Annotated in this window: 9 protein-coding genes; 4 read left to right on the top strand and 5 right to left on the bottom strand. The window is 62.8% G+C overall.

The features are described from left to right. Positions 1–115: 115 nt before the first annotated feature. From V7M64_RS01700 to V7M64_RS01685, 4 genes are all read left to right on the top strand, one after another. Positions 116–2,221 (top strand): DUF262 domain-containing protein, encoded by a 2,106-nt coding sequence (locus tag V7M64_RS01700; RefSeq protein ID WP_333676591.1) that lies wholly within the window; start codon positions 116–118, stop codon positions 2,219–2,221. 65 nt (positions 2,222–2,286) lie between these two features. Continuing rightward, positions 2,287–2,820: a MarR family transcriptional regulator gene (locus tag V7M64_RS01695; protein WP_333676590.1), complete on the top strand. Its 534-nt coding sequence runs from the start codon at positions 2,287–2,289 to the stop codon at positions 2,818–2,820. Continuing rightward, entirely contained in the window at positions 2,807–3,493 is a 687-nt protein-coding gene (locus tag V7M64_RS01690; RefSeq protein ID WP_333676589.1) for a hypothetical protein, read from the top strand. Before V7M64_RS01695 ends, V7M64_RS01690 begins: the two co-directional genes overlap by 14 nt. 24 nt (positions 3,494–3,517) lie before the next feature. Next, entirely contained in the window at positions 3,518–6,637 is a 3,120-nt protein-coding gene (locus V7M64_RS01685) for a DEAD/DEAH box helicase family protein (protein WP_333676588.1), read from the top strand. Positions 6,638–6,839: 202 nt separating this feature from the next. On the opposite strand, the gene V7M64_RS01680 is transcribed toward V7M64_RS01685, so the two are convergent. The 5 genes from V7M64_RS01680 to V7M64_RS01660 are packed head-to-tail and all read right to left on the bottom strand — an operon-like array spanning position 6,840 to position 22,731. After that, positions 6,840–8,954: an HlyD family efflux transporter periplasmic adaptor subunit gene (locus tag V7M64_RS01680; protein ID WP_333676586.1), complete on the bottom strand. Its 2,115-nt coding sequence runs from the start codon at positions 8,952–8,954 to the stop codon at positions 6,840–6,842. Then, positions 8,954–10,354: an HlyD family efflux transporter periplasmic adaptor subunit gene (locus V7M64_RS01675; RefSeq protein ID WP_333676584.1), complete on the bottom strand. Its 1,401-nt coding sequence runs from the start codon at positions 10,352–10,354 to the stop codon at positions 8,954–8,956. Before V7M64_RS01675 ends, V7M64_RS01680 begins: the two co-directional genes overlap by 1 nt. 4 nt (positions 10,355–10,358) lie before the next feature. After that, positions 10,359–11,114, bottom strand: a complete 756-nt coding sequence (locus tag V7M64_RS01670; protein WP_333676582.1) for an efflux RND transporter periplasmic adaptor subunit — start codon at positions 11,112–11,114, stop codon at positions 10,359–10,361. Beyond that, on the bottom strand, positions 11,111–12,655 hold the full coding sequence (locus V7M64_RS01665; RefSeq protein WP_333676581.1) for a TolC family protein: 1,545 nt from the start codon (positions 12,653–12,655) through the stop codon (positions 11,111–11,113). The genes V7M64_RS01670 and V7M64_RS01665 overlap by 4 nt, the downstream gene beginning before the upstream one ends. A gap of 26 nt (positions 12,656–12,681) precedes the next feature. Then, positions 12,682–22,731: a DUF4347 domain-containing protein gene (locus V7M64_RS01660; RefSeq protein WP_333676579.1), complete on the bottom strand. Its 10,050-nt coding sequence runs from the start codon at positions 22,729–22,731 to the stop codon at positions 12,682–12,684. Positions 22,732–23,711 lie beyond the last annotated feature (980 nt).

Raw genomic sequence — 23,711 nt, 5'->3', positions numbered from 1 at the left:
TAAGGACTGACCGGCAAGATGCACTGAGGTGCATCAACTCGTGGAAGTTGGATGAGTAAGCCGTTCGGGGCATGAGATTTTCCAGTCGATACAAACGGTCATCAGGGGGACACGCATGACGAGCACACTTTCGGCGAAGGAACAACCGCTGGCCAAGATTTTCAGCGACGATTACGTTTTCACGATTCCCGGTTACCAGCGCCCCTACGCCTGGGGTACGGATCAGGCGCAAGAGTTGCTCGACGATCTTCTGAGCTATATGCGCGCTGGGAATGTCAAGCTTGACGAGATAGCGCCTTATTTCCTGGGGAGCATCGTGCTTATCAAGCGCGAAGCCGTCTCCGATGCCACGGTCGTGGATGGTCAACAACGATTGACGACGTTGACACTGCTGCTTGCCTGCATCCGGACAACGGTGCAAGACGACAATGTGCGCAAGGGCATCACCAAGCGTATCTACGAGCAAGGTGACGTGGTCACCGCCACAGCAAACCACTACCGGGTATCGCTTCGTGAGCGTGATCGCCAGTTCTTCCGGGAATTCGTGCAGCATGAGGGGGGCATAGAGAAGCTGATAGCACTCAACGATGTGCTCTCAGACAGTCGCTCCCGTCTTCGGGCGAATGCACGGCTCTTCATGACTTCTCTCGCCGCTTTGGATACCGCAACGCTCGTCCGATTGGTGCAGTTCATCGCGACGCGCTGCTATCTGGTAACAGTGGCCACTCCGGACCTCGATTCGGCGTATAGGATCTTCGGCGTGATGAACAGCCGAGGCCTCGACCTCAGTGCCACAGACATTCTCAAGGCCGAGATCATTGGTGCCATCGAGGAAGATAGTCGCGATGACTACACGGAAAAGTGGGAGCAACTGGAAGAAGACTTGGGGCGCGATGGCTTCGGCGATTTGTTCAGCCACATTCGCATGGTTTATCGAAAGGCCAAATCCAAAGGGACGCTGCTCCGTGAATTCCGCGATCACGTGGGGCCGCCCAATCCTCGGATCTTTGTCGATGACGTGCTAGAACCGATGGCGGAGGCGTTCCGCGAGATCACAGATGCTGATTACGCTAGCCAGAAGCACGCCGAAGCGGTCAACAAGGCTTTTAGCTGGCTGAATCGAATCGAGTTCAAGGACTGGGTTCCACCGGCTCTCACTTATTTCTCACTGCACCGCAATGAGCCGGAGGCGATGCTACGGTTCTTCCGCGATCTGGAGCGGCTTGCCTACTCGATGCTGATACGTCGGTCGGGGGTGAACGAACGCATTGAGCGCTTTTCTTCACTCACGGAGGCGATCGAGCAGCGGCGGGATCTCTACTCCCCGGAATCGCCGTTGCAACTTTCTGTCAAGGAGCAGTTCGAGACCTACGAGGCACTCAACGGTCCGTTGTACGACACACATTCGGCCAGGGCGCTGGCGGTCATTCTTTTGCGTTTGGATGAGCTGGTTTCGGGCGGTGGTGCCATCTACGACCATGATGTCATCACTGTGGAACATGTGTTGCCACAGCAACCGAAGCCGGACAGCAAATGGATGGCGTGGCTGCCATCGCCTCAGGTGCGTCTGCAGTGGGTGCATCGGCTTGGCAATCTCGCGCTGTTGACCCGCAAGAAGAACAGCGCGGCGAATAACTACGACTTCGATCGCAAGAAGTCAGCGTATTTCGCCAAAGGAGGAGTGAGCCCCTTTGCTCTTACAACACAGGTTTTGGGCCGTGCGGAATGGACCGCTACGGAGCTTGAGGATCGACAGACTCAGTTGATGGAATTGCTTGAGCAGGAATGGCGGCTTGAAGATCGGGAAAGTCCGCAAGCGACGATCGCCAGGAAGCTCGCCTTGCAAAGCGCCGGTGACCAGCCCGTGGAGTTTGAGCTTTCGAGCGCCAAACTCAATCTTCAAGCAGAAGCCCGCATGCTGGATGACGCGTTTGTCGTGCTTCAGGGATCCAAAGCTAAAGCGGCGTGGACGGGCGTAGGGCACGGATACAAAGCACTGCGCCAGGCGTTGGAGGAAGAGGGGGCCTTGGTTCCCGATGGCAAGGGGGCATTGGTCTTCGCGCGCAACACCGCTTTCAGCAGCCCGAGCGCCGCCTCCGCGGTCATTTTCGGTCGGCCCGATAACGGAAGGACAAGCTGGATGCTCAAGGGAACGGAGCTCAGCTATGCGGATTGGCTGGAGAGTGCGCTTAGCGGGGAGCAAGGAAGCCTGGTGGGATAAGTTGCCAGCCAGGGCCACACCATGCATATTCGCAATTCGCGAATTGCGAACAATGAGCCTTTGCGATGGAACTCAAGCCGCAAGACCTGCTGGTACTGCTGAAGGTGGCTGCCCATCCGGGTCAGCGCTGGACCTATGCCGCACTGGGCGAGGCGCTGACACTGAGTGCCTCGGAAGCGCATGCCTGTGTGACGCGAGCGGTAGCCGCTGGCCTGGCGGTAGCGCGTGGCCGCGGCGATTGGGCGCCGGTGCGTCCGGCATTGGCCGAGTTCGCCGTGCACGGCGTGCGCTACGTCTGGCCGGCGCAACCAGGGCCGGTGAAGCGAGGCGTGCCGACATCGTTCGGCGTGGAACCGCTGGCCGGGAAGATTTCCGCTGCAGCCGGCGAAGCACCGGTGTGGACGCATCCGGCGGGCAAGGCCAAGGGGCCGAGCCTGTCGCCGATCTATCGGTCGGCACCGCAAGCCGCACTGATCGATCCCGCGCTGCATCGGCTGTTGGCCTTGCAAGATGCGATCCGCGCTGGGCGCGCGCGCGAGCGATCATTGGCGACGGACTTATTGACCAAGGAACTGGAGAACATGGATGCGGCGGGATGATCCGAACCTGCCCAGCTTGCGCACGATCGCGCAGGCGCTGGGCGATTTGAGGGAGCAGGTAGTGTTTCTGGGTGGCGCCGTGGCGGGGCTGCTGGTGACGGACCCGCTGGCCGAGGGTGTACGCGCGACCCGCGATGTGGACGCGGTAGTGCAGGCCGAGCGGGCGCAATTCCAGCGCGTGCAACGCGAGCTGACGCGCAGGGGCTTTCATGAGGATGCGGACAGCGGCGTGATCTGTCGCTGGATCCACCGCGACTCCGGCGTGGTGTTCGACCTGATGCCTGAGAATCCGGCCGTGCTGGGGTTTGCCAATCGTTGGTATCCCTATGCGGTGGCGACTGCGCAAAGGATCCCGCTCGGGAACGGCCTACACATCCGACTGGCGACGGCAGTGGCCTTCGTGGCGACTAAGCTGGAGGCGTTCGTGAGCCGCGGTCGGGGAGACATCCTCGCCAGCCACGATCTGGAAGACGTGTTGAACATCGTCGATGGGCGCGAGGAATTGGTGCGAGAGCTGGCCGATGCGTTGCCGGATGTGCAGCACGCCATCGCCGCAGCGTTGGCCGATTTGCTGGCGCGGCCCGGCTTCCTCGATGTACTGCCGGGCTTGATTGCCGAGCCCGAGCGCGCGGATGTAGTGGCCAATCGCTTGCGGGCGATGGCGCAAGGGTAGGAATCGACAGGGGGAAGGATGGACATGAATTTGCACCGCGAGCACCACTTCGAGCGCGAGATCTGCGAACACCTCGCTACTCACGGCTGGCACTACGCCGAAGGCGACGCCCAGCACTATGACCGCACGCATGCCCTCTATCTGCCGGACCTGATCGCATGGATCGAGGCGACCCAGCCGGACAGCTGGGAACGTCTGAGCAAGGCGCACGGTGCGGCCGCCGCGGGTCGCATCGCCGAGCGCATACGCAAGAATCTGGACGAGCGTGGCACGCTGGAGGTACTGCGCCGGGGCGTTGAAATGATCGGGCTGAAAGCGCCGCTGGCGCTGGCACTGTTCAAGCCTGCGCTGGCGGTGAATCCCGAACTGCAGAAGCGCTACGGCGCCAACCGCCTGCGGGTCGTGCGTCAGGTAAAGCACTCACCCAATAATCCACACGATGCATTGGACCTGGTGCTGTTCGTCAACGGCATCGCGGTGGCGACGGCTGAGCTGAAATCCGACTTCACTCAGAGCGTGGGCGACGCGGTTGACCAATACCGCTACGACCGGCATCCGTATCCCAAAGGCGGCGTGATCGAACCGCTGCTGTCATTCCCCGGCGGTGCGTTGGTGCATTTCGCGGTGAGCCAGGCCGAGGCAATGATGACCACCCGGCTGGCCGGCAAAGACACAAGTTTCCTGCCGTTCAACCTTGGTCACGATGGCGGCGCGGGTAATCCGCCGAACCCAAATGCCTTCGCCACCGCTTACTTATGGGAGCAGGTGTGGGCACGCGATAGCTGGCTGGAGATATTGGGTCGCTACCTGATCGGCAAGCGCGACGACAAGAAGCGTCTGACCAGCGTGATCTTTCCGCGTTATCACCAACTCGATGTGACGCGGAAGCTAGTAGCCGACGTGCGTACGAACGGGCCGGGGCAGCGGTATCTCATCCAGCATTCGGCAGGCTCGGGCAAGACCAACTCCATCGCCTGGAGCGCGCACTTTCTCGCCGACCTGCACGATGACAGGAATACCAAGCTGTTCGATAGCGTGTTGGTGGTGTCCGACCGCAACGTGCTGGACGCGCAACTGCAGGAGGCGATCTTCGATTTCGAGCGCACAGCTGGCGTGGTGGAAACCATCACCAGCGAACGCGGCAGTAAGAGCGCGCAGTTGGGACAGGCGCTGAAGGATGGCAAGAAGATCATCGTCTGCACCATCCAGACTTTCCCCTTCGCGTTGCAGGCGGTGCAGGAGCTAGCCGCGACTGAGGGCAAGCGTTTCGCGGTGATCGCCGATGAGGCGCATAGCTCGCAGACTGGCGAGTCCGCCGCCAAGCTCAAGCAATTGCTCAGCGCACAGGAATGGGCCGAGTTGCAGGATGGCGGTGAGGTAGATACCGAGACCATGTTGGCCGCGGGCATGGCTGCGCGTGCCGGTGGTCAGCACGGATTGACCTACGTGGCTTTCACCGCCACGCCCAAGGCCAAGACGCTGGAGTTGTTCGGGCGGCCTGGGCCTGACGGGCTGCCTCTACCGTTCCATGTTTATTCGATGCGTCAGGCGATCGAAGAGGGTTTCATCCTCGACGTGCTGCGCAACTTCACGCCGTACAAGCTGGCGTTCAAGCTGGCCCATGAGGGCAAGGAATACGACCAGACCGAGGTGGAACGCAGCGCGGCGATGAAGGGGATTATGCAGTGGGTACGCCTGCACCCCTACAACATCGCGGCCAAAGTGCAGATCGTGGTGGAACACTATCGCGAGCACGTGCAGCCGTTATTGAATGGCAACGCGAAAGCGATGGTGGTTGTAAGCAGCCGCAAGGAGGCCGTGCGTTGGCAGAAGGCGGTACGCGAGTACATCGCGCGGCGGAACTATCCGCTCGGCGTGCTGGTGGCATTTTCCGGTGAGGTGAACGATCCGGATAGTTTCCCCGAACCGGTCACCGAGACCAGCTCGGACCTCAATCCGGGCCTAAAGGGGCGCGACATCCGTGACGCTTTTGCGCAGTCGCACTACCACCTGCTGCTGGTGGCCAACAAGTTTCAGACTGGTTTCGATCAGCCACTGTTGTGCGGCATGTACGTGGACAAGCTGCTCGGCGGCATCCAGGCGGTGCAGACGCTGTCGCGACTCAACCGTGCCCATCCGGGCAAGGACACCACCTACATCCTCGACTTCGTCAACGATGCAGCCGAGATCCTGAAAGCCTTCAAGACCTACTACGCCATCGCCGAGCTGGAAGCGGCCACCGATCCGCACTTGGTCTTCGACCTGCGCGCCAAGCTCGATGCCGGCGGCCATTACGATGATTTCGAGGTGGAGCGGGTGGCGAAGATCGAGACCGATCCCAACGCCACGCAGGCCCTGCTCAGCGCTGCCATGGCACCGGTTGCCGACCGCTTGCTCAAGCGTTATCGCGCTGCCCAGCTAGCGCGGGCCGATGCGCTGGGCAGCGGTGACGAGGCTGCAGCCCAGACGCAGAAGGACATCATGGATGCGCTGCAGCTGTTCAAGGGCGATATGGGCGCCTACGTGCGCCTATACGCTTTCCTCTCCCAGATGATCGATTACGGCAATACTGACATCGAGAAGCGCTTCCTCTTCTACAAGCGGCTGCTCCCTTTGCTGGAATTCGGTCGCGAACGTGAAACGGTGGACCTGTCCAAGGTGGTATTGACTCACCACACCCTGCGTAGTGCTGGACGGCAGCCGCTCAACCTCAGGGATGATCAGGGTGATTACAAGCTACCGCCGCTTGATGCGGTGGGTAGTGGTTCGGTGCAGGACAAGGAGAAGGCGCGGCTTGAGGAGATCATCGAGCGGGTGAACGGGCTGTTCGAAGGGCAGCTCAGCGACGGCGATCAGCTGATTTACGTCAACGGCGTGCTTAAGGGCAAGCTGCTGGAGAACGACACCCTTGTGCAGCAGGCGGGCAGCAATAGCAAAGAGCAGTTCGCCAGCTCACCGGACCTGCGTGAGGCCCTGGTGCACGCCATCATCGATGCGTTGGATGCCCACTCAGTGATGAGTACGCAGGCTCTGAAATCCTCACGCACTCAGGATGCTCTGGTGGATATTCTGCTGGGACCGGGGCAGCTGTACGAGGCTCTTCGCAAGCGGGCCTATCAAGGCGATGAAGCGCAGCTGAAGTGAACGCGGCCGGAAATCATCTGCAGGGGAAGCAAGTGCAAACCACCCGCGCAAAACGCCCCAACGGCGAAGCCGTAAGACAAATCATCGCGTGGAGCTTGTATCTGGATTACCAGGGGCAATTCGCCAGCCACCTGAGCGACGACGCGCTGAGCGTGGGCTTCACCAACAGTTCAAATTACAGACTCACACATACCGCTTTCGATCAACTGCCAGCCTCTTGCTCCACCATCGCGGTTACCCGCATCAACGCGCGCCAGGCATAGCTTTCGCGGGCATTCCCCAGGATGGCGCGCCCCAGCATTTGCCGCGCGAGCGACGCATGTCCATCGCAATCGCCCACACGCACGCGATAGGTGGCTGCAAGCGGTACGATCTGTTGGGTGCCAGGCTGCTTCTGCGCTGGTATCGGTCCCCCGTACACGCTAGCGATAGCTGGCTCGTCGAGCATAGACAGATTGACCTTGTCGACAGCTGTCACCCGACAGTGCAGGGCGCCCATTTCCGCGACCGAGGCGACGAAGCTCGCGGTATCGCCGGGGGCAACACGGCCTATGTCGTTTTCGCCGACAAAGGCTTCGCCTTTGATTCCAGCCGGGCCGATCACGTCAAACACATGATCGCCGCGTGGCAGCCAGGTGCCGGCGGAAAGTCCTTCGCCGAGGCGTTGCACCGTGCCATCAAAGGGAGCGCGCAGCGTCAGCTGCTCCGTTTGGCGTTCCAATCCTGCAACCGTTTCGCGTGCGGCCTCCCAGCGTTTGCGCAGAGCGACGCCTTCTTGCAGCAATTGCTGGTCGAAGGGTTGCTGTTCGACTTGCCAGCGCAGTTGCGCTTCGTCCACGCGCGCGATCTTCAGCCGATAATCCAGCTCGGGAGAAACGAGTATCGCAAGCACGTCCCCTGCGCGTACATGCGCACCATCGTGCGGCAACGGTGTGGCAGCGGAGATGTAACCCGCTTCCGGGGCGTAAAGCCCTTGTGCGCGCAATGGGCCGAACACGGCCGGTGCACCCACCCCACCGTGCCATGGCAATACCAGCCATGCGAACAGCAGTGTAGCGAGGATGACGGTGCGCAGCGTCTGGCTGCACCACGTAAGTTGGCGGCGGCGGCGCCAGCACGCGACCGCTTCGCCGGTGATCGGCCGCACGATGAACCAGCCGAACTCTACGCAGAACAACAAGATGCCCAGCGCCTTGAAGAAGGTGTGATAGACGATCAGCGCAATCGAGAAGAACACCACCAACCGGTACAGCCAGGTCACATAAGTAAAGCCGATCAGAAAGCGGCGACGCCGTGGTGTGCAGGGTTCGGGCTGCGGTTCTCCCAGTCCAAACAGCCATTCGCGCATCCACCAGCGACCGAAGGCAAAAGCGCGGTCGTGCAGGTTCGGCATGCCCAGCCAATCGGATAGCAAGAAGTAACCGTCAAAGCGCATGAACGGGCTGGCATTGATCGTCACTGTACTGATCCACGTGGTGGTGGCGAGCAAGAATGCCGCGGCGCTGAGCGGCCCGTCGGGCAGCAGGCTCCACGCCAGCGTGGCGAACGCGGCCAAGGCAAGTTCCGCCAGCATGCCCGCTGCGCCGATCTGCAAGCGCTCCCGCCGGCTCTGTACTTTCCAGGCTTCGGTGGTGTCGGTGTACAGCATCGGCACCATCACCAGCAATGCGAAGCCCATGACCGGTACGCGGCAGCCGTAACGGTAGGCGGTAAACGCGTGGCCGAATTCATGCAATACCTTGGCGAATGCAAGCGTAAGGCCGATAGCGACAAGTCCGTGCCAGTCGGCGTAGGCGCGGAATGTGTGCGCAAATGCATCCCAGCGGCGTGAAACGAGCGCCAGGCCGAGGAGGGCGCAGACGCCGACGATGATCCAGAATGCAGGCCGGTAGACGAATTCGATATACCGTGAGCAACGGCGCAACAAAGGCATCGGATGCCACAGCGGAATACGGATCAGCAGGTAATGCTTGAGCAGCCACATCGCGTGCGTCATCCGATGGGCCTCGGCCACGGCGCGCAGGCGCTCGGCGTCACTGGACGTGGCGGCCACGAACAGGTTCGCTCGATACAGCAAATGCACCAACGCCTCGAAATCATCGAGGCTTACCGTCAGTGTTGTCTCGGCATTGATGGCGTCGACGATCTTGCCCGGATCGTCGAGCGGCCAACGCGAGAGCATTTCGAAAGCGGGCCAGCCAAGCTGAAAGAAAAGGTTGGCTGCCGGATCGTGCAGCATCCACGTTGGTGAACCGTCCAGCGCGGCGGCGCCGCGCGTCAAGCTGAGTTCCTGGCGCAATGAAGGCAGGCGGGCCATCACCAGCCCAGCCATTGCCGTGTCGCCGCCAACGGTCGGCGCAACAAGTAATACACCAGAGGTACCCAGCGGCCGTGGATGCGGGCGGTGCCCATCATGCCAAGCTCGGGGCGTGGCGCATCGCCGGTAAAGCTTGCCTTGATGCGATAAGCCAGCACGCCATCGGGCGTCGGTTCGGCGCGATAGGCAATCGTGTCGACATGTGCGGCGTAACTGACCAGCGGCGAACTCTTGGGGTAGAGCGTCAGCGTGGCACCCGGTTTCACTTCCACGTTTTCAGCTACCGGCAGGTAAGCGGTCAGCTCTACGTGTGCGGGATCAGCCAGCAGCATCACTTTTTCGCCCACGGAAACGGCGCGTCCCACCCAGTCATTCGGATCGGAGAACACCGCAACGCCGGCGCGCGTTGCGGTGATGCGCAATCGCGCCAGCTGCGCGGCGGCGTAATCGAGCTCGACGGCGCTGGCATCGAGCTTGCCTTTCTTCACGGCCATGTCGAGGCGATCTTTATCGCTCGTAACGGCCAGTTGCGCGGTCTGTCGATACTCTTCCTGCGCAGCGTCGAAATTTTTGCGTGCCAGCGCATCGCGAGAGGCGAGAGTGGTCGCATCGAGCGAGAACAGGGGCGTTCCCGCAACGACATGCTGATTCGGTTGCACTTGCAGGCGATCGATCACTCCATCCAGCGGCGAGCGCACCACAAATGGGTCCTTGGCCGTGACCTCTGCCGGCGCCAGCACGCTCAGTGGCACCGGCATGACGCAGGCGAGCGCCAGCGCAATCAGTACCCGCTTGCGCAGCTTGCCTTGGCGCAGCGAGGCGAGTGCGCGCGAAAACGGCGAAATTTGTGGCTCAAAGGCACGCAGCGCGTGAGCCCATACATGCGCGAGCTCAGCCAGCAAGGCCACTTCTTGCGGGTTGAACGGGTCTTCGCGTGCGAACAAGACCGCGCCCAGGATGCGTTGGCGTGCGTCGATCAGAGGCACCCATAAGGCGCGGGCCGGCCACCATGCGGCCCAATCCGCCGCCAGTTCGGTCGGTAGATCGTCGGCGGTGAATGTTTGCGGCTGTGCTTGCGGTGTTTCTCCGGCTGGCGCCGGCGCTTGCAGCGTCTCCGGTGGTGGTGCGGGCCGGCGCGTCAACCTCCGGCATACCGCGTTCAACCATTGCACATAGGGTGCCGCCGGGTCGCATTGCGGCAAACCCGATACTGCGGCGACCGCACCGGGCAGCGCACCGCCCGCGTGCCACCAGGCAGCCTGGCGGTAGGGTACGAGTACCTGCGTCTCGTTGACGATCGTAAAAGCGAGCGCCGCTTCGGTCTCCGCCGCACGTGCGCGTGCCGACAGCTGCCACAGCAGTGCAAGCCGGGTCGCGTCGATATGGATGTTCCCGGTCATGACGCTAAGGAGTAGCGAACTTGGCCCAGCCGCTCATGCCGGGCAAGAGTTCGGGGGCTTCATTGACCAGCGCCGCGGTGACGTCCACCGTTTGCGAAACTGGATCGACGCGTGCGCCGATGCGTGCTACGCGGGCATCGTAGGTCTTGCCCACCTCGTCCACCTGCACGCGGAGCGAGTGCCCCGGTTTCAGCCATGCCAACCATTTCGACGGCACGATCATCTTCAACTCCAGATGGCTGGTGTCGACGATGGTGAGCACGGGCTTGCCCGCTTCGACGAACTGGCCCGGTGCCGCCGTGCGCTTCACCACGCGACCGGAGAAGGGCGCGCTGATCGTGCAGTTGCGCACGGTGGCTTGCATGTAGGCGACTTCCGCCGCACTGGCCTTGGCTTTCGCGTGCGCCTGCTCGACGTCCAGCTCGCCGACCGAATTGAGCTTGGCCAGCTTGGTATCCACTTGCAGGAGTGCCTGGGCGGCTTCCGCATCGGCCTGCGCCTTGTGCAGCTGTGCGTTGTACAGCGCGCAATCGAGCGATACCAGCAGTTGCCCGGCGCGGAACGCGTCGCCCTCGCGCAGCGGTAATTTGTCGATCTTGCCGGCAATCTCGCTGGACAGTTCCACCTCGTCGCGCGACACGAGCTGAATGCGGATGCGTCCATCGTCTGCCGCGGCATGCGGCACATCGGCGGCTGAAACCTGTAGCGCCGGCCACATCGTCACGGCGATGCAAGCAAGCAGAAAGCCATGCAACCTCATGATTTGCTCTCATCTCCCTTGCCCAGCGAATCCCAGTGTTGCTGCTCTTGGGAGATCGCCTGTTCCAACGTGGTCAGGTCGTGCGATTGCACGGTATCGGGTACCGGATCCAGGCCAAGCGTGGACAGCAATTGCCCATAGGCGCTTTCCAGCTGGCCATAGCTTTCGTACAGGCGCAGCTCGGCCATCATCGCGCCGGCGGCCGCGCGGATTTCGTTGAGCTTGCCGATGGCGTTGGCGTTGGCGGCGTTGCGCGTATGCTCCAGGATCTGCTGGTCGACGTCGTTCATCTGCTGGAGCAGCTCGAACTGCCGGCGCTTGGCCGTCAGGTCGGTGCTGGCGACGTGTACCTGCGTCAACACGGCCATCGCCAGGGCTTCGCGCTGTATGCGTGCGACATCCAGCTCAGCCTTGGCTTCGCCGCGGATGTTTTTGATGTTGAACACGTTCAGCAAGTTCCAGCTCACGCTCAGGCCGGCGTCGCGCCAGGTGTGGAAGGCGAGGAAGCTGTTGCTGTCGTAGTGGTCGCCCAGTTGCACCTCGATGCCGGGCAGCAACTTGGCCAGCGCTTTGTGTGTTTCGTCGACGCTGATGCGTTCGTTGTAGCCGGCCTCCAGCAATTCCGGGCGGCGCTGTAGCGCGGTGGTTTCCATCTGCGTCATGGGCATGGCGAAATGCGGCTCGTCGAAGCCGCCCGGTGGCGCCAGCGTGAATTCCTTGCCGGGGTCCAGATTCATGAGTGAGGCGAGGCGCGGCTTGGCTTCCTCCAGTTGATCGCGCACTGATTCCAGTTGCCGCATGATGTCGAGCAGCTCGTGCTGGTAATTGAGCGTGTCCAGCGGCGAGGCCAGTTTCGCTTGCTGGACATGCCTGGAATCCTCCAGTGCATCGCTTGCCTGCTTCAGCAACGGGCCGATGCGATCGTGAACGCGTTCGGCGCCGGCTGCCTGCCAATACGCTTCGCGCACTTGTTGCATCAGCAACTGCACCACTTTGCGGCGGCGCTGTTGCACCACCAGCACGCGGTCGGCCTGTTCTTTCGCTTCGAAATAGCTCACGCCGAAATCGAGCAGGTTCCAGGAAAAACTCAGGTCCGCGGTGCGCATGTCCTTGTCGGTGGAATACGACGGCGGCACCGTGGTTTCATTGGGGTTGTTGAGCAATACCGAGCGTGAGGCTAGTTCGCGATTGCGCGAGGTGTAGCCGGCGGCGGCGGTCAGCTTGGGCAGCAGGTCGAAATTGGCAAGATCGAGTTGGCGCTGCGCCAGCGCTTCTTCCATCATTTTTTGCCGGTTGTCCAGGTTGAAGCGGATCGCGCGCGCCATCGCCTCATCCAGCGTGATCGGGCCGGTCACTGGATCCTGTTGCGCAAATAATTCGCTCCGCTCGCTGGCAGCCATGTGGTTGCGTTCGGCGGCGGAGAACGGCTTGGGATGGATGGCGCATCCTGATAGCCATACGGTGGCGGCGGTGAGCGCCAGCACCAGCGGGGTGCGGGCGAGTCGGGTATGGGTATGCGCAGCAGAAGAAGACGAATTCACGGTGATAGTCCCTGTCTATGATCGTGTCAGGTATGCGTGGCGGGCGTCGAAGTACGGGCATTGAGCGTGAGCGCTCCGGTTTGCACGGGTGCGGGGCGAACGACATGGAAGCTCTTTTGCTCGCGTTCGAATTGCTCTTTCAGCGAAAGTTTTGCGGCATGGCGCGGTGCATGTCGTGCGGCGTGGTGAACGGTGGCGTGCTTGCCGCCGAAATCGAGTACGACTTCGCGGTAGTGCTGATGTCCCTGCTGGTCGCGCGTGGCGATAACCAGGGACAATTGGTGCGGCCCGTGTCCATGCATCGGCGCATGACCTTGCAGCTGGCGGCTTGCAGGGTCGTAGTGCAGCCAGTCGGGCAGGGCACGGCCGTCCCCTTGCGTCACGGCGATGACCTGCGCGTTTGTGTCCACCCAAGGCACGAGCGCCAGGGTGAACTTTGCGCCGGGCGCTGCAACGTGATGCTCGGTGGTGACCGGCACGTTGAACGGTGCGGCAATCGGCGCGGGCATGATCCACGACTGCGCGCCGACCTGTGTTCCACCCAGCATGTCAGGCGAGTTGGCGTGCTGCCCACCCGGTGCGGTGAAGGTGGTGGTGTGGAAAGGCAGCATGGGTTCGCCAGGCATGGATTCCGCGGCAAGCGCGGTCAGCACCACCGGTTCGCTTGTCGGGATTTCCCCGGTGTTTGGCGGAACCAGCGTGGCGGTAGGCAACACGGGTGGTTCGGCAGGTACGACGGTTCTGCCCTTGAAGGCGGCGTTGACGGTGATCGAGCGTATCGTGTCAGCGCTATCGAGCGTGCCGTCGTTCACTTCGAACGCAATGGTGCGGTTGCCGGCGACGGCCGTAAGCGATATGTCCGTATAGGCCACGGAGGCCAATGCAGTTTGCCATTGCGCCAGCGTGGCGGTGTTACCGGCGGAGGTGAGCGTCAATACACCAGTCGCCGCGTTGTAGGAACCGGTGATGTCGCCCATGGTCGTGCTGTCGTTGACGAACAACAAGCGGTCTTCGCCGGGGCGCAGGCCCGCGACGATGGAGACGGTGGCGCTCGCCAGCGTGGCGTTGTCGCGGTCGGAGACGGTGATGTAGGGATCGATCAACACCGGCGAGGTATGCCCAATGCCGCCGAAGACGACCGAGCCGCTTGAGGTGGTGACGATCGGCGTCTGGTCGGTATCGGTGACCGTCACCGTGCGCGTCGCCGCGGCGCTGGTCTTGATGCCGTCGCTGACGGCGAAGCCGATGGTGCGCGTGGCGTTGTTCGGCGTGACGGTGGTGTCGGTGTAGGAGACCGAATCCAGCGCCGCCTGCCATTGCCCCAGCGTGGCGGTGGCACCGGAAGAGGTGAGCGTGAGCACGCCGGTGGCCGCGTTGTACGAAGCGCTGATGTTGCCCATGGTCGCGCCGTCGTTGGTGAACGCGAGCACGTCTTCGCCGCTATGGAAATTGCCGGTGATGGCGACCGTGGCCGAGGCCAGCGTGGTGTTGTCACGGTCCGACAGCGTGATGGCGGTATCGATCAGCACCGGGGTCGAAACGGCGTTGTCCGCAGCCACAAAGGAGACCGACCCGCTGGGGGTGGTGAGGATCGGCGTCTGGTCGGTATCGGTAACGGTGACCGATTTCGTGCCGGCGACGCTGGTCTCCAGGCCGTCGCTGACCGCAAAACTGACGGTGCGCGTGGCGTTGTTCGGCGTGACGGCGGTATCGGTGTAGGTGATCGAGGCCAAGGCCGCCTGCCATTGCGCCACGGTGGCGGTGGCGCCGGTCGAGGTCAGCGTCATGACACCCGTGGCGGCGTTGTACGAGGCGGCGATGTTGCCCATGGTCGCGCCGTCGTTGGTGAACGCGAGCACGTCTTCGCTGCTATGGAAATTGCCGGTGATGGCGACAGTAGCCGACGCCAGCGTGGTGTTGTCGTGGTCGGAGAGTGCGATGCCGCCGTCGATTTGCACGGGCGTGGACGCGGCGTTATCGCCAGCGACGAACGACGTGTTTCCGGTAGATGTCGTCACGATCGGCGTCTGGTCGGTATCGGTGACGGTGACCGATTTGGTTCCGGCGACGCTGGTCTTGACGCCGTCACTGACGGTGAAGCTGATCGTGCGCGTGGCGTTGTTCGGCGTGACGGCGGTATCGGTATAGGTGACCGAAGCCAGTGCCGCTTGCCATTGCGCCATGGTGGCGGTGGCGCCGGAAGAGGTGAGGGTGAGCACGCCGGTGGCCGCGTTGTACGAGGCGCTGATGTTGCCCATGGTCGCGCCGTCGTTGGTGAACGCGAGCACGTCCTCGCCGCTATGGAAGTTGCCGGTGATGGCGACCGTCGCCGACGCCAGCGTGGTGTTGTCACGGTCTGACAGCGCGATGCCGCTATCGATGTGTACCGGCGTGGACACGGTGTTGTCGCCCGCCACGAACGATGCGCTGCCGGTAGACGTGGTGACGATCGGCGTCTGATCGGTATCGGTGACCGTCACCGTGCGCGTCGCCGCGGCGCTGGTCTTGATGCCGTCGCTGACGGCGAAGCCGATGGTGCGCGTGGCGTTGTTCGGCGTGACGGTGGTGTCGGTGTAGGAGACCGAATCCAGCGCCGCCTGCCATTGCCCCAGCGTGGCGGTGGCACCGGAAGAGGTGAGCGTGAGCACGCCGGTGGCCGCGTTGTACGAAGCGCTGATGTTGCCCATGGTCGCGCCGTCGTTGGTGAACGCGAGCACGTCTTCGCCGCTATGGAAATTGCCGGTGATGGCGACCGTGGCCGAGGCCAGCGTGGTGTTGTCACGGTCCGACAGCGTGATGGCGGTATCGATCAGCACCGGGGTCGAAACGGCGTTGTCCGCAGCCACAAAGGAGACCGACCCGCTGGGGGTGGTGAGGATCGGCGTCTGGTCGGTATCGGTAACGGTGACCGATTTCGTGCCGGCGACGCTGGTCTCCAGGCCGTCGCTGACCGCAAAACTGACGGTGCGCGTGGCGTTGTTCGGCGTGACGGCGGTATCGGTGTAGGTGATCGAGGCCAAGGCCGCCTGCCATTGCGCCACGGTGGCGGTGGCGCCGGTCGAGGTCAGCGTCATGATCCCCGTGGCGGCGTTGTACGAGGCGGCAATGTTGCCCATGGTCGCGCCGTCGTTGGAGAACGCGAGTACGTCTTCACTGGCGTTGAAATTGCCGGTGATGGCGACCGTGGCCGACGCCAGTGTGGTGTTGTCGCGGTCGGAGAGCGTGATGCCGTGGTCGATCTGCACTGGCGCCGAGGCAGTGTTGTCGCCGGCCACGAAGGAGGTGCTGCCGCTGGACGTGGCCACGATGGGGGTCTGGTCCGTGTCGGTGACCGTCACCGTGCGGGTGGCGGTATTGCTTATGACAGCGCTGGTATCCACGGCCGCAAAGCTGACCGTGCGCGTCGCCGTATTGGGGGTGATGGCCGTGTCGGTATAGGTAACTGAGTCGAGCGCGTTTTGCCATTGCGCAAACGTTGCCGTCGCGCCCGTCGACGTCAGCGTCAGCACACCTGTCGCCGCGTTGTACGAGGCGGCGATATTGCCGTATGTCGCCGAATTCGTATTCGTGAAAGCGAGCACGTCTTCGCCGCCATGGAAATTGCCGGTGATGGCAACGGTCGCCGAGGCCAGCGTGGGCGCGGCGCCGTCCGTCATGGTCAGCCCGGAATCGATCGCCACCGGCGTGGACACCGTGTTGTCGCCCGCGACGAACGCGGCTGAGCCGGAATCGGTCGTGATCGTCGGCGGGCCGAGCAGCGCCACGGTATCCGTTGCCGCAGCACTATTCTTCACGCCGTCGCTGGTCGCGAACGAAATGGTGCGGGTGCCGGGCGTGGCGCTGGAGCCGGCCGAGAACGTCACCGAGCTCAACGCGTTGGACCACTGCAAGTCAGAAGCCGTGCCGCCCGAGGAGGTCAACGTCAGCACTCCCGTTGCTGCGTTGTACGAGGCGACGATGTTGCCGTACGTGGCCGAGCTGCTATTGACGAACGTCAGCGTGTCGCCGGCGTGAAAACCACTCGTGATCGCGACCGTTCCCGTCGACTGTGTCGTGTTATCGCGGTCGGTGACCGAAATGCCGCCGTCGATGGTCGCGGCCGACGTGCCGCCGACGTAGTTCGTCGTGCCGCCCGTGGTCGTCACGATCGGTGTCTGGTCGGTGTCGGTGACGGTGACCGTACGCGTCGCCGTGTTGCTGGTAACGGCACCGGTATCGAGGGCAGTGAAGCTGATCGTGCGCGTCGTGGTATTCGGCGTAATGGCCGTGTCGGTGTATGTGACTGCCTCCAGCGCCGCCTGCCACTGCGCAAGCGTCGCCGATGCACCTGACGACGTCAGCGTCAGCACGCCCGTTGACGCGCTGTGGGACGCGGCAATGTTGCCGAAGGTGGCCGCACTGGTGTTCGTGAACGCAAGAACGTCCTCGCCGCTATGGAAGTTACCGGTGATGGCAACGGTCGCCGAGGCCAGCGTGGGCGCGGCGCCGTCCGTCAGGGTCAGCCCGGAATCGATCGCCACCGGCGTGGACACCGTGTTGTCGCCCGCGACGAACGCGGCTGAGCCGGAATCGGTCGTGATCGTCGGCGGGCCGAGCAGCGCCACGGTATCCGTTGCCGCAGCACTATTCTTCACGCCGTCGCTGGTCGCGAACGAAATGGTGCGGGTGCCGGGCGTGGCGCTGGAGCCGGCCGAGAACGTCACCGAGCTCAACGCGTTGGACCACTGCAAGTCAGAAGCCGTGCCGCCCGAGGAGGTCAACGTCAGCACTCCCGTTGCTGCGTTGTACGAGGCGACGATGTTGCCGTACGTGGCCGAGCTGCTATTGACGAACGTCAGCGTGTCGCCGGCGTGAAAACCACTCGTGATCGCGACCGTTCCCGTCGACTGTGTCGTGTTATCGCGGTCGGTGACCGAAATGCCGCCGTCGATGGTCGCGGCCGACGTGCCGCCGACGTAGTTCGTCGTGCCGCCCGTGGTCGTCACGATCGGTGTCTGGTCGGTGTCGGTGACGGTGACCGTGCGCGTCGCCGTGGCACTCGTGTTGCTCGCGCCGTCGACGGCGGTGAAGCTGATCGTGCGCGTCGCATTGTTCGGCGTAATCGCGGTGTCGGTGTAGGTGACCGATTGAAGCGCGCTCTGCCATTGGGCCAGCGTGGCCGTCGCACTGGCCGAGGTCAGCGTCATCACGCCCGTGGCTGCGTTATACGAGGCGGTGATGTTGCCCATCGTCGAGCCGTCGTTGGTGAACGCCAGCACGTCTTCACCGCTGTGGAAGCCACCGGTGATCGCGACGGTCACCGATCCCAGCGTGGTGGCGCTGCCGTCCGTTACGGTCAGGCCGGCATCGATGGTTACCGGCGTCGAGGGTGTATTGTCGCCGGCTACAAACGCGGCCGAGCCGGAGTCGGTGGTGATGGTCGGCGGTGCCGTAATGTTGACTGTATCGGTCGCGGCGGTGCTGGTTTTTGTCCCGTCACTGGTCGCGAACGAAATCGTGCGGTTGCCGTAGGTGTTGCTGGTGCTGGAGAACGTCACGGCCGATAGCGCGTTGGCCCACTGCGTATCGGTGGCCGTCGCGCCCGAGGAGGTCAGCGTCAGCACTCCTGTGGCCGCGTTGTACGAGGCGATGATGTTGCCCATGGTGGTGCCGTTGTTCGTAAAGCCCAACGTGTCGCCGCTATGGAAGCCCCCGCTGATCGATACCGTGCCCGACGTTTGAGTGGTGTTGTCGCGATCGGTGATCGAAATCCCGCCGTCGATCGTTACCGCCGATGTCGCGCCGACGTAATTGGTCGTGCCGCCCGTGGTCGTCACGATCGGCGTTTGATCGGTATCGGTGACGGTGACCGTGCGCGTGGCCGTCGCACTCGTGTTGCCGACGCCGTCGACCGCGGCGAAGCTGATCGTGCGCGTCGTATTGTTCGGTGTGATCGCCGTGTCGGTGTAGGTGACCGATTGAAGCGCGCTCTGCCATTGCGCCAGCGTGGTCGTGGCGCCGGAGGAGGTAAGGGTGAGTATGCCGGTGGCCGCGTTGTACGAGGCGGCGATGTTGCCCATGGTCGTGCCGTTGTTCGTAAACGCCAGCACGTCTTCGCCGCTATGGAACCCACCCGTGATCGCGACCGTCGTCGAACCGAGCGTGGTGGCGCTCCCGTCCGTTACGGTCAGGCCGGCATCGATGGTTACCGGCGTCGAGGTTGTATTGTCGCCGGCTACAAACGCGGCCGAGCCCGAATCGGTGGTGACGGTCGGCGGTGCCGTGATGTTGACTGTATCGGTCGCGGCGGTGCTGGTTTTTGTCCCGTCGCTGGTCGCGAACGAAATCGTGCGGTTGCCGTAGGTGTTGCTGGTGCTGGAGAACGTCACGGCCGATAGCGCGTTGGCCCACTGCGTATCGGTGGCCGTCGCGCCCGAGGAGGTCAGCGTCAGCACTCCTGTGGCCGCGTTGTACGAGGCGATGATGTTGCCCATGGTGGTGCCGTTGTTCGTAAAGCCCAACGTGTCGCCGCTATGGAAGCCCCCGCTGATCGATACCGTGCCCGACGTTTGAGTGGTGTTGTCGCGATCGGTGATCGAAATCCCGCCGTCGATCGTTACCGCCGATGTCGCGCCGACGTAATTGGTCGTGCCGCCCGTGGTCGTCACGATCGGCGTTTGATCGGTATCGGTGACGGTGACCGTGCGCGTGGCCGTCGCACTCGTGTTGCCGACGCCGTCGACCGCGGCGAAGCTGATCGTGCGCGTCGTATTGTTCGGTGTGATCGCCGTGTCGGTGTAGGTGACCGATTGAAGCGCGCTCTGCCATTGGGCCAGCGTGGCCGTCGCACTGGCCGAGGTCAGCGTCATCACGCCCGTGGCTGCGTTATACGAGGCGGTGATGTTGCCCATGGTCGTGCCGTTGTTCGTAAACGCCAGCACGTCCTCGCCGCTATGGAACCCCCCCGTGATCGCGACCGTCGTCGAACCGAGCGTGGTGGCGCTGCCGTCCGTCACAGTCAGGCCAGCATCGATGGCGACCGGCGTCGACGTGACATTGTCGCCGGCCACGAACGCGGCCGAGCCGGAGTCGGTGGTAATGGTCGGCGGCTCCGTGATGTTGACCGTGTCGGTCCTGGAGGTACTCGTCTTGGTGCCGTCGCTGGTCGCGAACGAAATCGTGCGGTTGCCGTAGGTGTTACTGGTGCTGGAGAACGTTACGGACTTCAAGGCGCTGGCCCACTGCGCATCGGTGGCCGTCGCGCCCGAGGAGGTCAGCGTGAGCACTCCTGTTGCCGCGTTGTACGAGGCGGTGATGTTGCCCATCGTCGAGCCGTCGTTGACGAATCCCAGCGTATCGCCGCTGTGGAAGCCCCCGCTGACCGATACCGTTCCTGATGCTTGCGTCGTGTTGTCGAGGTCGCTGACCAAGATGCCGCTGTCGATCGTCACCGGCGAGGACGCGCCGACGTAGTTTGTCGTACCGCCTGTGGTGGTCACGATGGGTGTCTGGTCAGTGTCCGTCACAGTGACCGTGCGCGTGGACGTCGCGCTCGTGTTGGACAGGCTGTCTGTTATGGTGAAGCTGACGGTGCGCGTCGCGTTGTAAGGTGTTACTGCCGTATCGGTGTAAGTGACCGATCGAAGCGCGTTCTCCCATTGTGCGACGGTCGCCGTCGCGCCCGACGACGTAAGCGTCATGACCCCGGTCGCCGGGTTGAACGACGCGCTGATGTTGCCCATCGTCGTGCCGTTGTTGGTGAACGTCAGTAGATCTTCGCCGCTGGTGTAGTTGCCTGTGATCGCTACCGTCGCCGAACCCAGAGTCGTGGCGGCGGTGTCCGTCACCGTCAAGCCGGCATCAATCGCCACCGGCGTCGACGCCGTGTTGTCACCGGCCACGAACGCGGCCGAACCCGAATCGGTCGTGACTTGCACCGGGTTCACGACGTTGATCGTATCGGTCGCCGCCGTGCTCGTTTTTGTGCCGTCGCTCGTCGCAAACGAAATCGTCCGCGCGCCGAACGTCGTACTCGTGCTCGAGAACGTCACGGCTTTGAGCGCGTTCGCCCATTGGGCATCAGTGGCCGTCGCACCCGCCGACGTCAGCGTCATCACCCCCGTGGCTGCGTTGTACGAGGCCGCGATGTTGCCCATTGTCGAGCCATTGTTGGTGAAACCCAGTGTATCGCCGCTGTGGAAACCACCCGAAACCGATACCATGCCCGACGCTTGCGTGGTGCTGTCGGAGTCGCTGACCGTGATACCGCTATCGATCGTGATGGCCACCGCGCCTTCGCTATAGTTTGTCGTGCGGCCTGTGGCCGTGACGATCGGTGTTTGGTCCGTATCGGTGACGCTGACCGCTTTGGTCGTGGTGTTACCGGCCGTGAAGCCGTCACTGGTGATCTCGAAACTGATCGCTCGCGCGGCGGAATTCGGCGTGACGGCCGTATCGGTATAAGTGACCGCGCGCAGCGCGGCCTGCCATTGCGCGATCGTCGCCGTGCCGCTCGCTGACGAAAGCGTCAATACGCCCGTCGTCGCGTTGTAGGCAGCCGCAATATTGCCGTACGTCGCCCCACTCGTGTTCGTAAAGCTGAGCATGTCCTCGGTATTGTGCAGATTGCCCGTGATCGACACGGTGGCGCTCAACGCCGTGGCCGAATTGCCATCGGCCAGCGTGATGCCCGAGTCGATGACGACCGGCGTCGACGCGACGTTGTCACCCGCCACGAACGACGTCGTGCCGCCGGAAGCCGTGAGCGTTGGCGGTGACGAAGGCGCGAGATACGTGAAGTTGTCGAGCGTGGGCGAGAGGAACGTACCATTGCCGCTCGTCTCGACGAGCTTGATGCTCTTGACTTGAGAGAACGCGGCATTGCTGGACAGATCGACGTGAAAGAGCGAACTGTTCGATATGTGGCCCGGCGTGTAGGGAGTGGCTCCAGCGGTCAAATCGAGGACGACACTCCCAACGACGTTTCCAGACCCGTCGAGCGCTTGCACCGTCACCTCGTTGCTGACGAAGATATCAATGTCGAAGCTCTCTATCGCCATTGAACTGCCGTCTTGCCGCTGAATCGTCAGCGTCGACATCTGCGTGCCTTGGGTGTTGACGACAAGCTCGCCGCCCGACCCGCTGGCCGGCAGCGACCCACTTACGACTTGATACTCGACCGCCTGATCTCCCGTATAAGTCAGAAGGCCGAGCGGCGTCGATGTGACCGGCGTCGTGCCCGTATCGAAGCCCACTGAACCGTCATATGTCTCGTCGAACGCAGAAAGAACGTGATCGTAGTTTCGTTCTGAAGCGGCCGAGAAAACCACGCCCGTATGGACCGTGCCCGCGTCGTATTCGAGCACCCAGTCCCCACCCAGCGTCGTTGCGCCGGTTGCGTCGGTCGATGCCGCCACGTTCAAGCCGGAAATCGACGAGATCTGCTGCACGAGCGCCTTGCCGTCCGCGTTTCTGGCGACGTCGCAGCCGTAGATCAGGAAGTCGCCACCGGCCTTCATCGCCGCGCCGATCTGTGCGAGTTCGGCACTGTGCGCTGACAGGCTGCTCTCACTGAGCCACGTGTCGCCGACCTGAAACGCACCGTCCGTTCCGTGCGAAACCAGGTGAATCGAGCTCACTCCGGGGTGTTCCTGCAGATACTGGGCGATCTGCTGAAGGCCATCGCGGTTGGCATTCAATATGACATAGCGCGTGCCGGAGGGCAGGCCCGTAATCAACTCCTGGTAGTTGGCTACGTTGGAATTGATGAAAACCACCTGGCTGGCCTGGGGGCCGCTGCCTATATCGCGATGCGCCTGCGCAAGGCTGCGTGCCTGCGTGTTTGCATGCGCGTGGTCACCGCTGTCGCTTCCAACCGCTGGCACAAGTTCGGCCGCATGCAGGATTTGCGGCCGGATGCCGGCCACGTGTGCGCTGGCCTCAACATGATGCTGTGCTGCCCCCACCGCAGCCACCGACGCGTCATAGACGATGCGAGGTTCAAGCGCCATCAGCAGGGGCGCCGGCGTAACGGCCGACGGGGTGTTGCGCTTGTCGCGCGTGCCAAGCCGCTTGAGCAATTCCAGGGCGATCTTCATAACGACAACTCTCCGGTAGCGGCGCACCGTATAAGGAGCGCACGCGACGCAGCCACTGCAAAGAGCGGCTGTTCGCTAGCAGAAACGGGGCGACGCAAAGCACAACGCGACATGGGGATATCGACCCGGCGCGCCACTGACTCGCTATGCCGGCGATCCTGCGTTTTCGATAAGAAAGGCTGGCCCCTGGACACGGCCAACGCTATGGCAATAGAAACACGCGGCACATCTCCCCCTGATGTCGCTGTGGTCTGTGTTGCAGCGGTCTGCGATGAGTCCTGTTTGCGGGCGGCCCCATCGCTAAGAAGTGTTCTCGTTGCTCCCCTTGCCGGAGTTCATCGACCCGACACGTCCATTTATCCGCCCATCTTCACGTCGCCATCCGCAGCCGGAGCTTACCTCGCACCGGAACGTCTTGCGTGAAACGTGCGGTCTGAGAAATGTACTCGACCATGCTGATGCAATCAAGATTTATGCCATCCGAGGCCGCGCCTTTGGCGCGAAGCGTGCTCCAGATCCATACTGTGATGACCGTCACGCAACTCTGTATTCTTCTCTCCGACGCCTGCCGCCGCGGGATGCGCACAACAGGCGCAGCCATTGAGAAGCGGTTTTACCCGGACGGCTCAGCCACGGCTCGCGAAGAGGCCACACAAGGCGCGCTTGTGGACAGCAAGGAAGCCTGGCGGATAAGTGGCCAGCTCGAGTTGTGTCACGCACATCCGTAATTGGCGAATTGCGAACAATAAGCTCCCACCGAACTCAAGCCCCAGGATCTGTTGGATTGGTGGCCGCCATCCGGGTCGGCGCCGGATCTACGTCGCGTTGGACGAGACGCCCACGCTCAGCCCATCAGAAGCGCATGCCGGTGTGAAGTGGCCGATCGCCTGCGGGGCATGGCGCGAGGGCAGGGATCGACAGACAAAGGATGGACCGAATCTGCATTGCGAGCACCACTTCGAGCGCGAAAGATGATGAGA

This window comes from Dyella sp. (assembly GCF_036746095.1).
In the GTDB taxonomy this organism is placed as follows: Bacteria; Pseudomonadota; Gammaproteobacteria; order Xanthomonadales; family Rhodanobacteraceae; genus Dyella_B.
The sequence above is the reverse complement of the archived record's forward strand: the minus strand, read 5'-3'. Positions and strand labels throughout refer to the sequence as shown.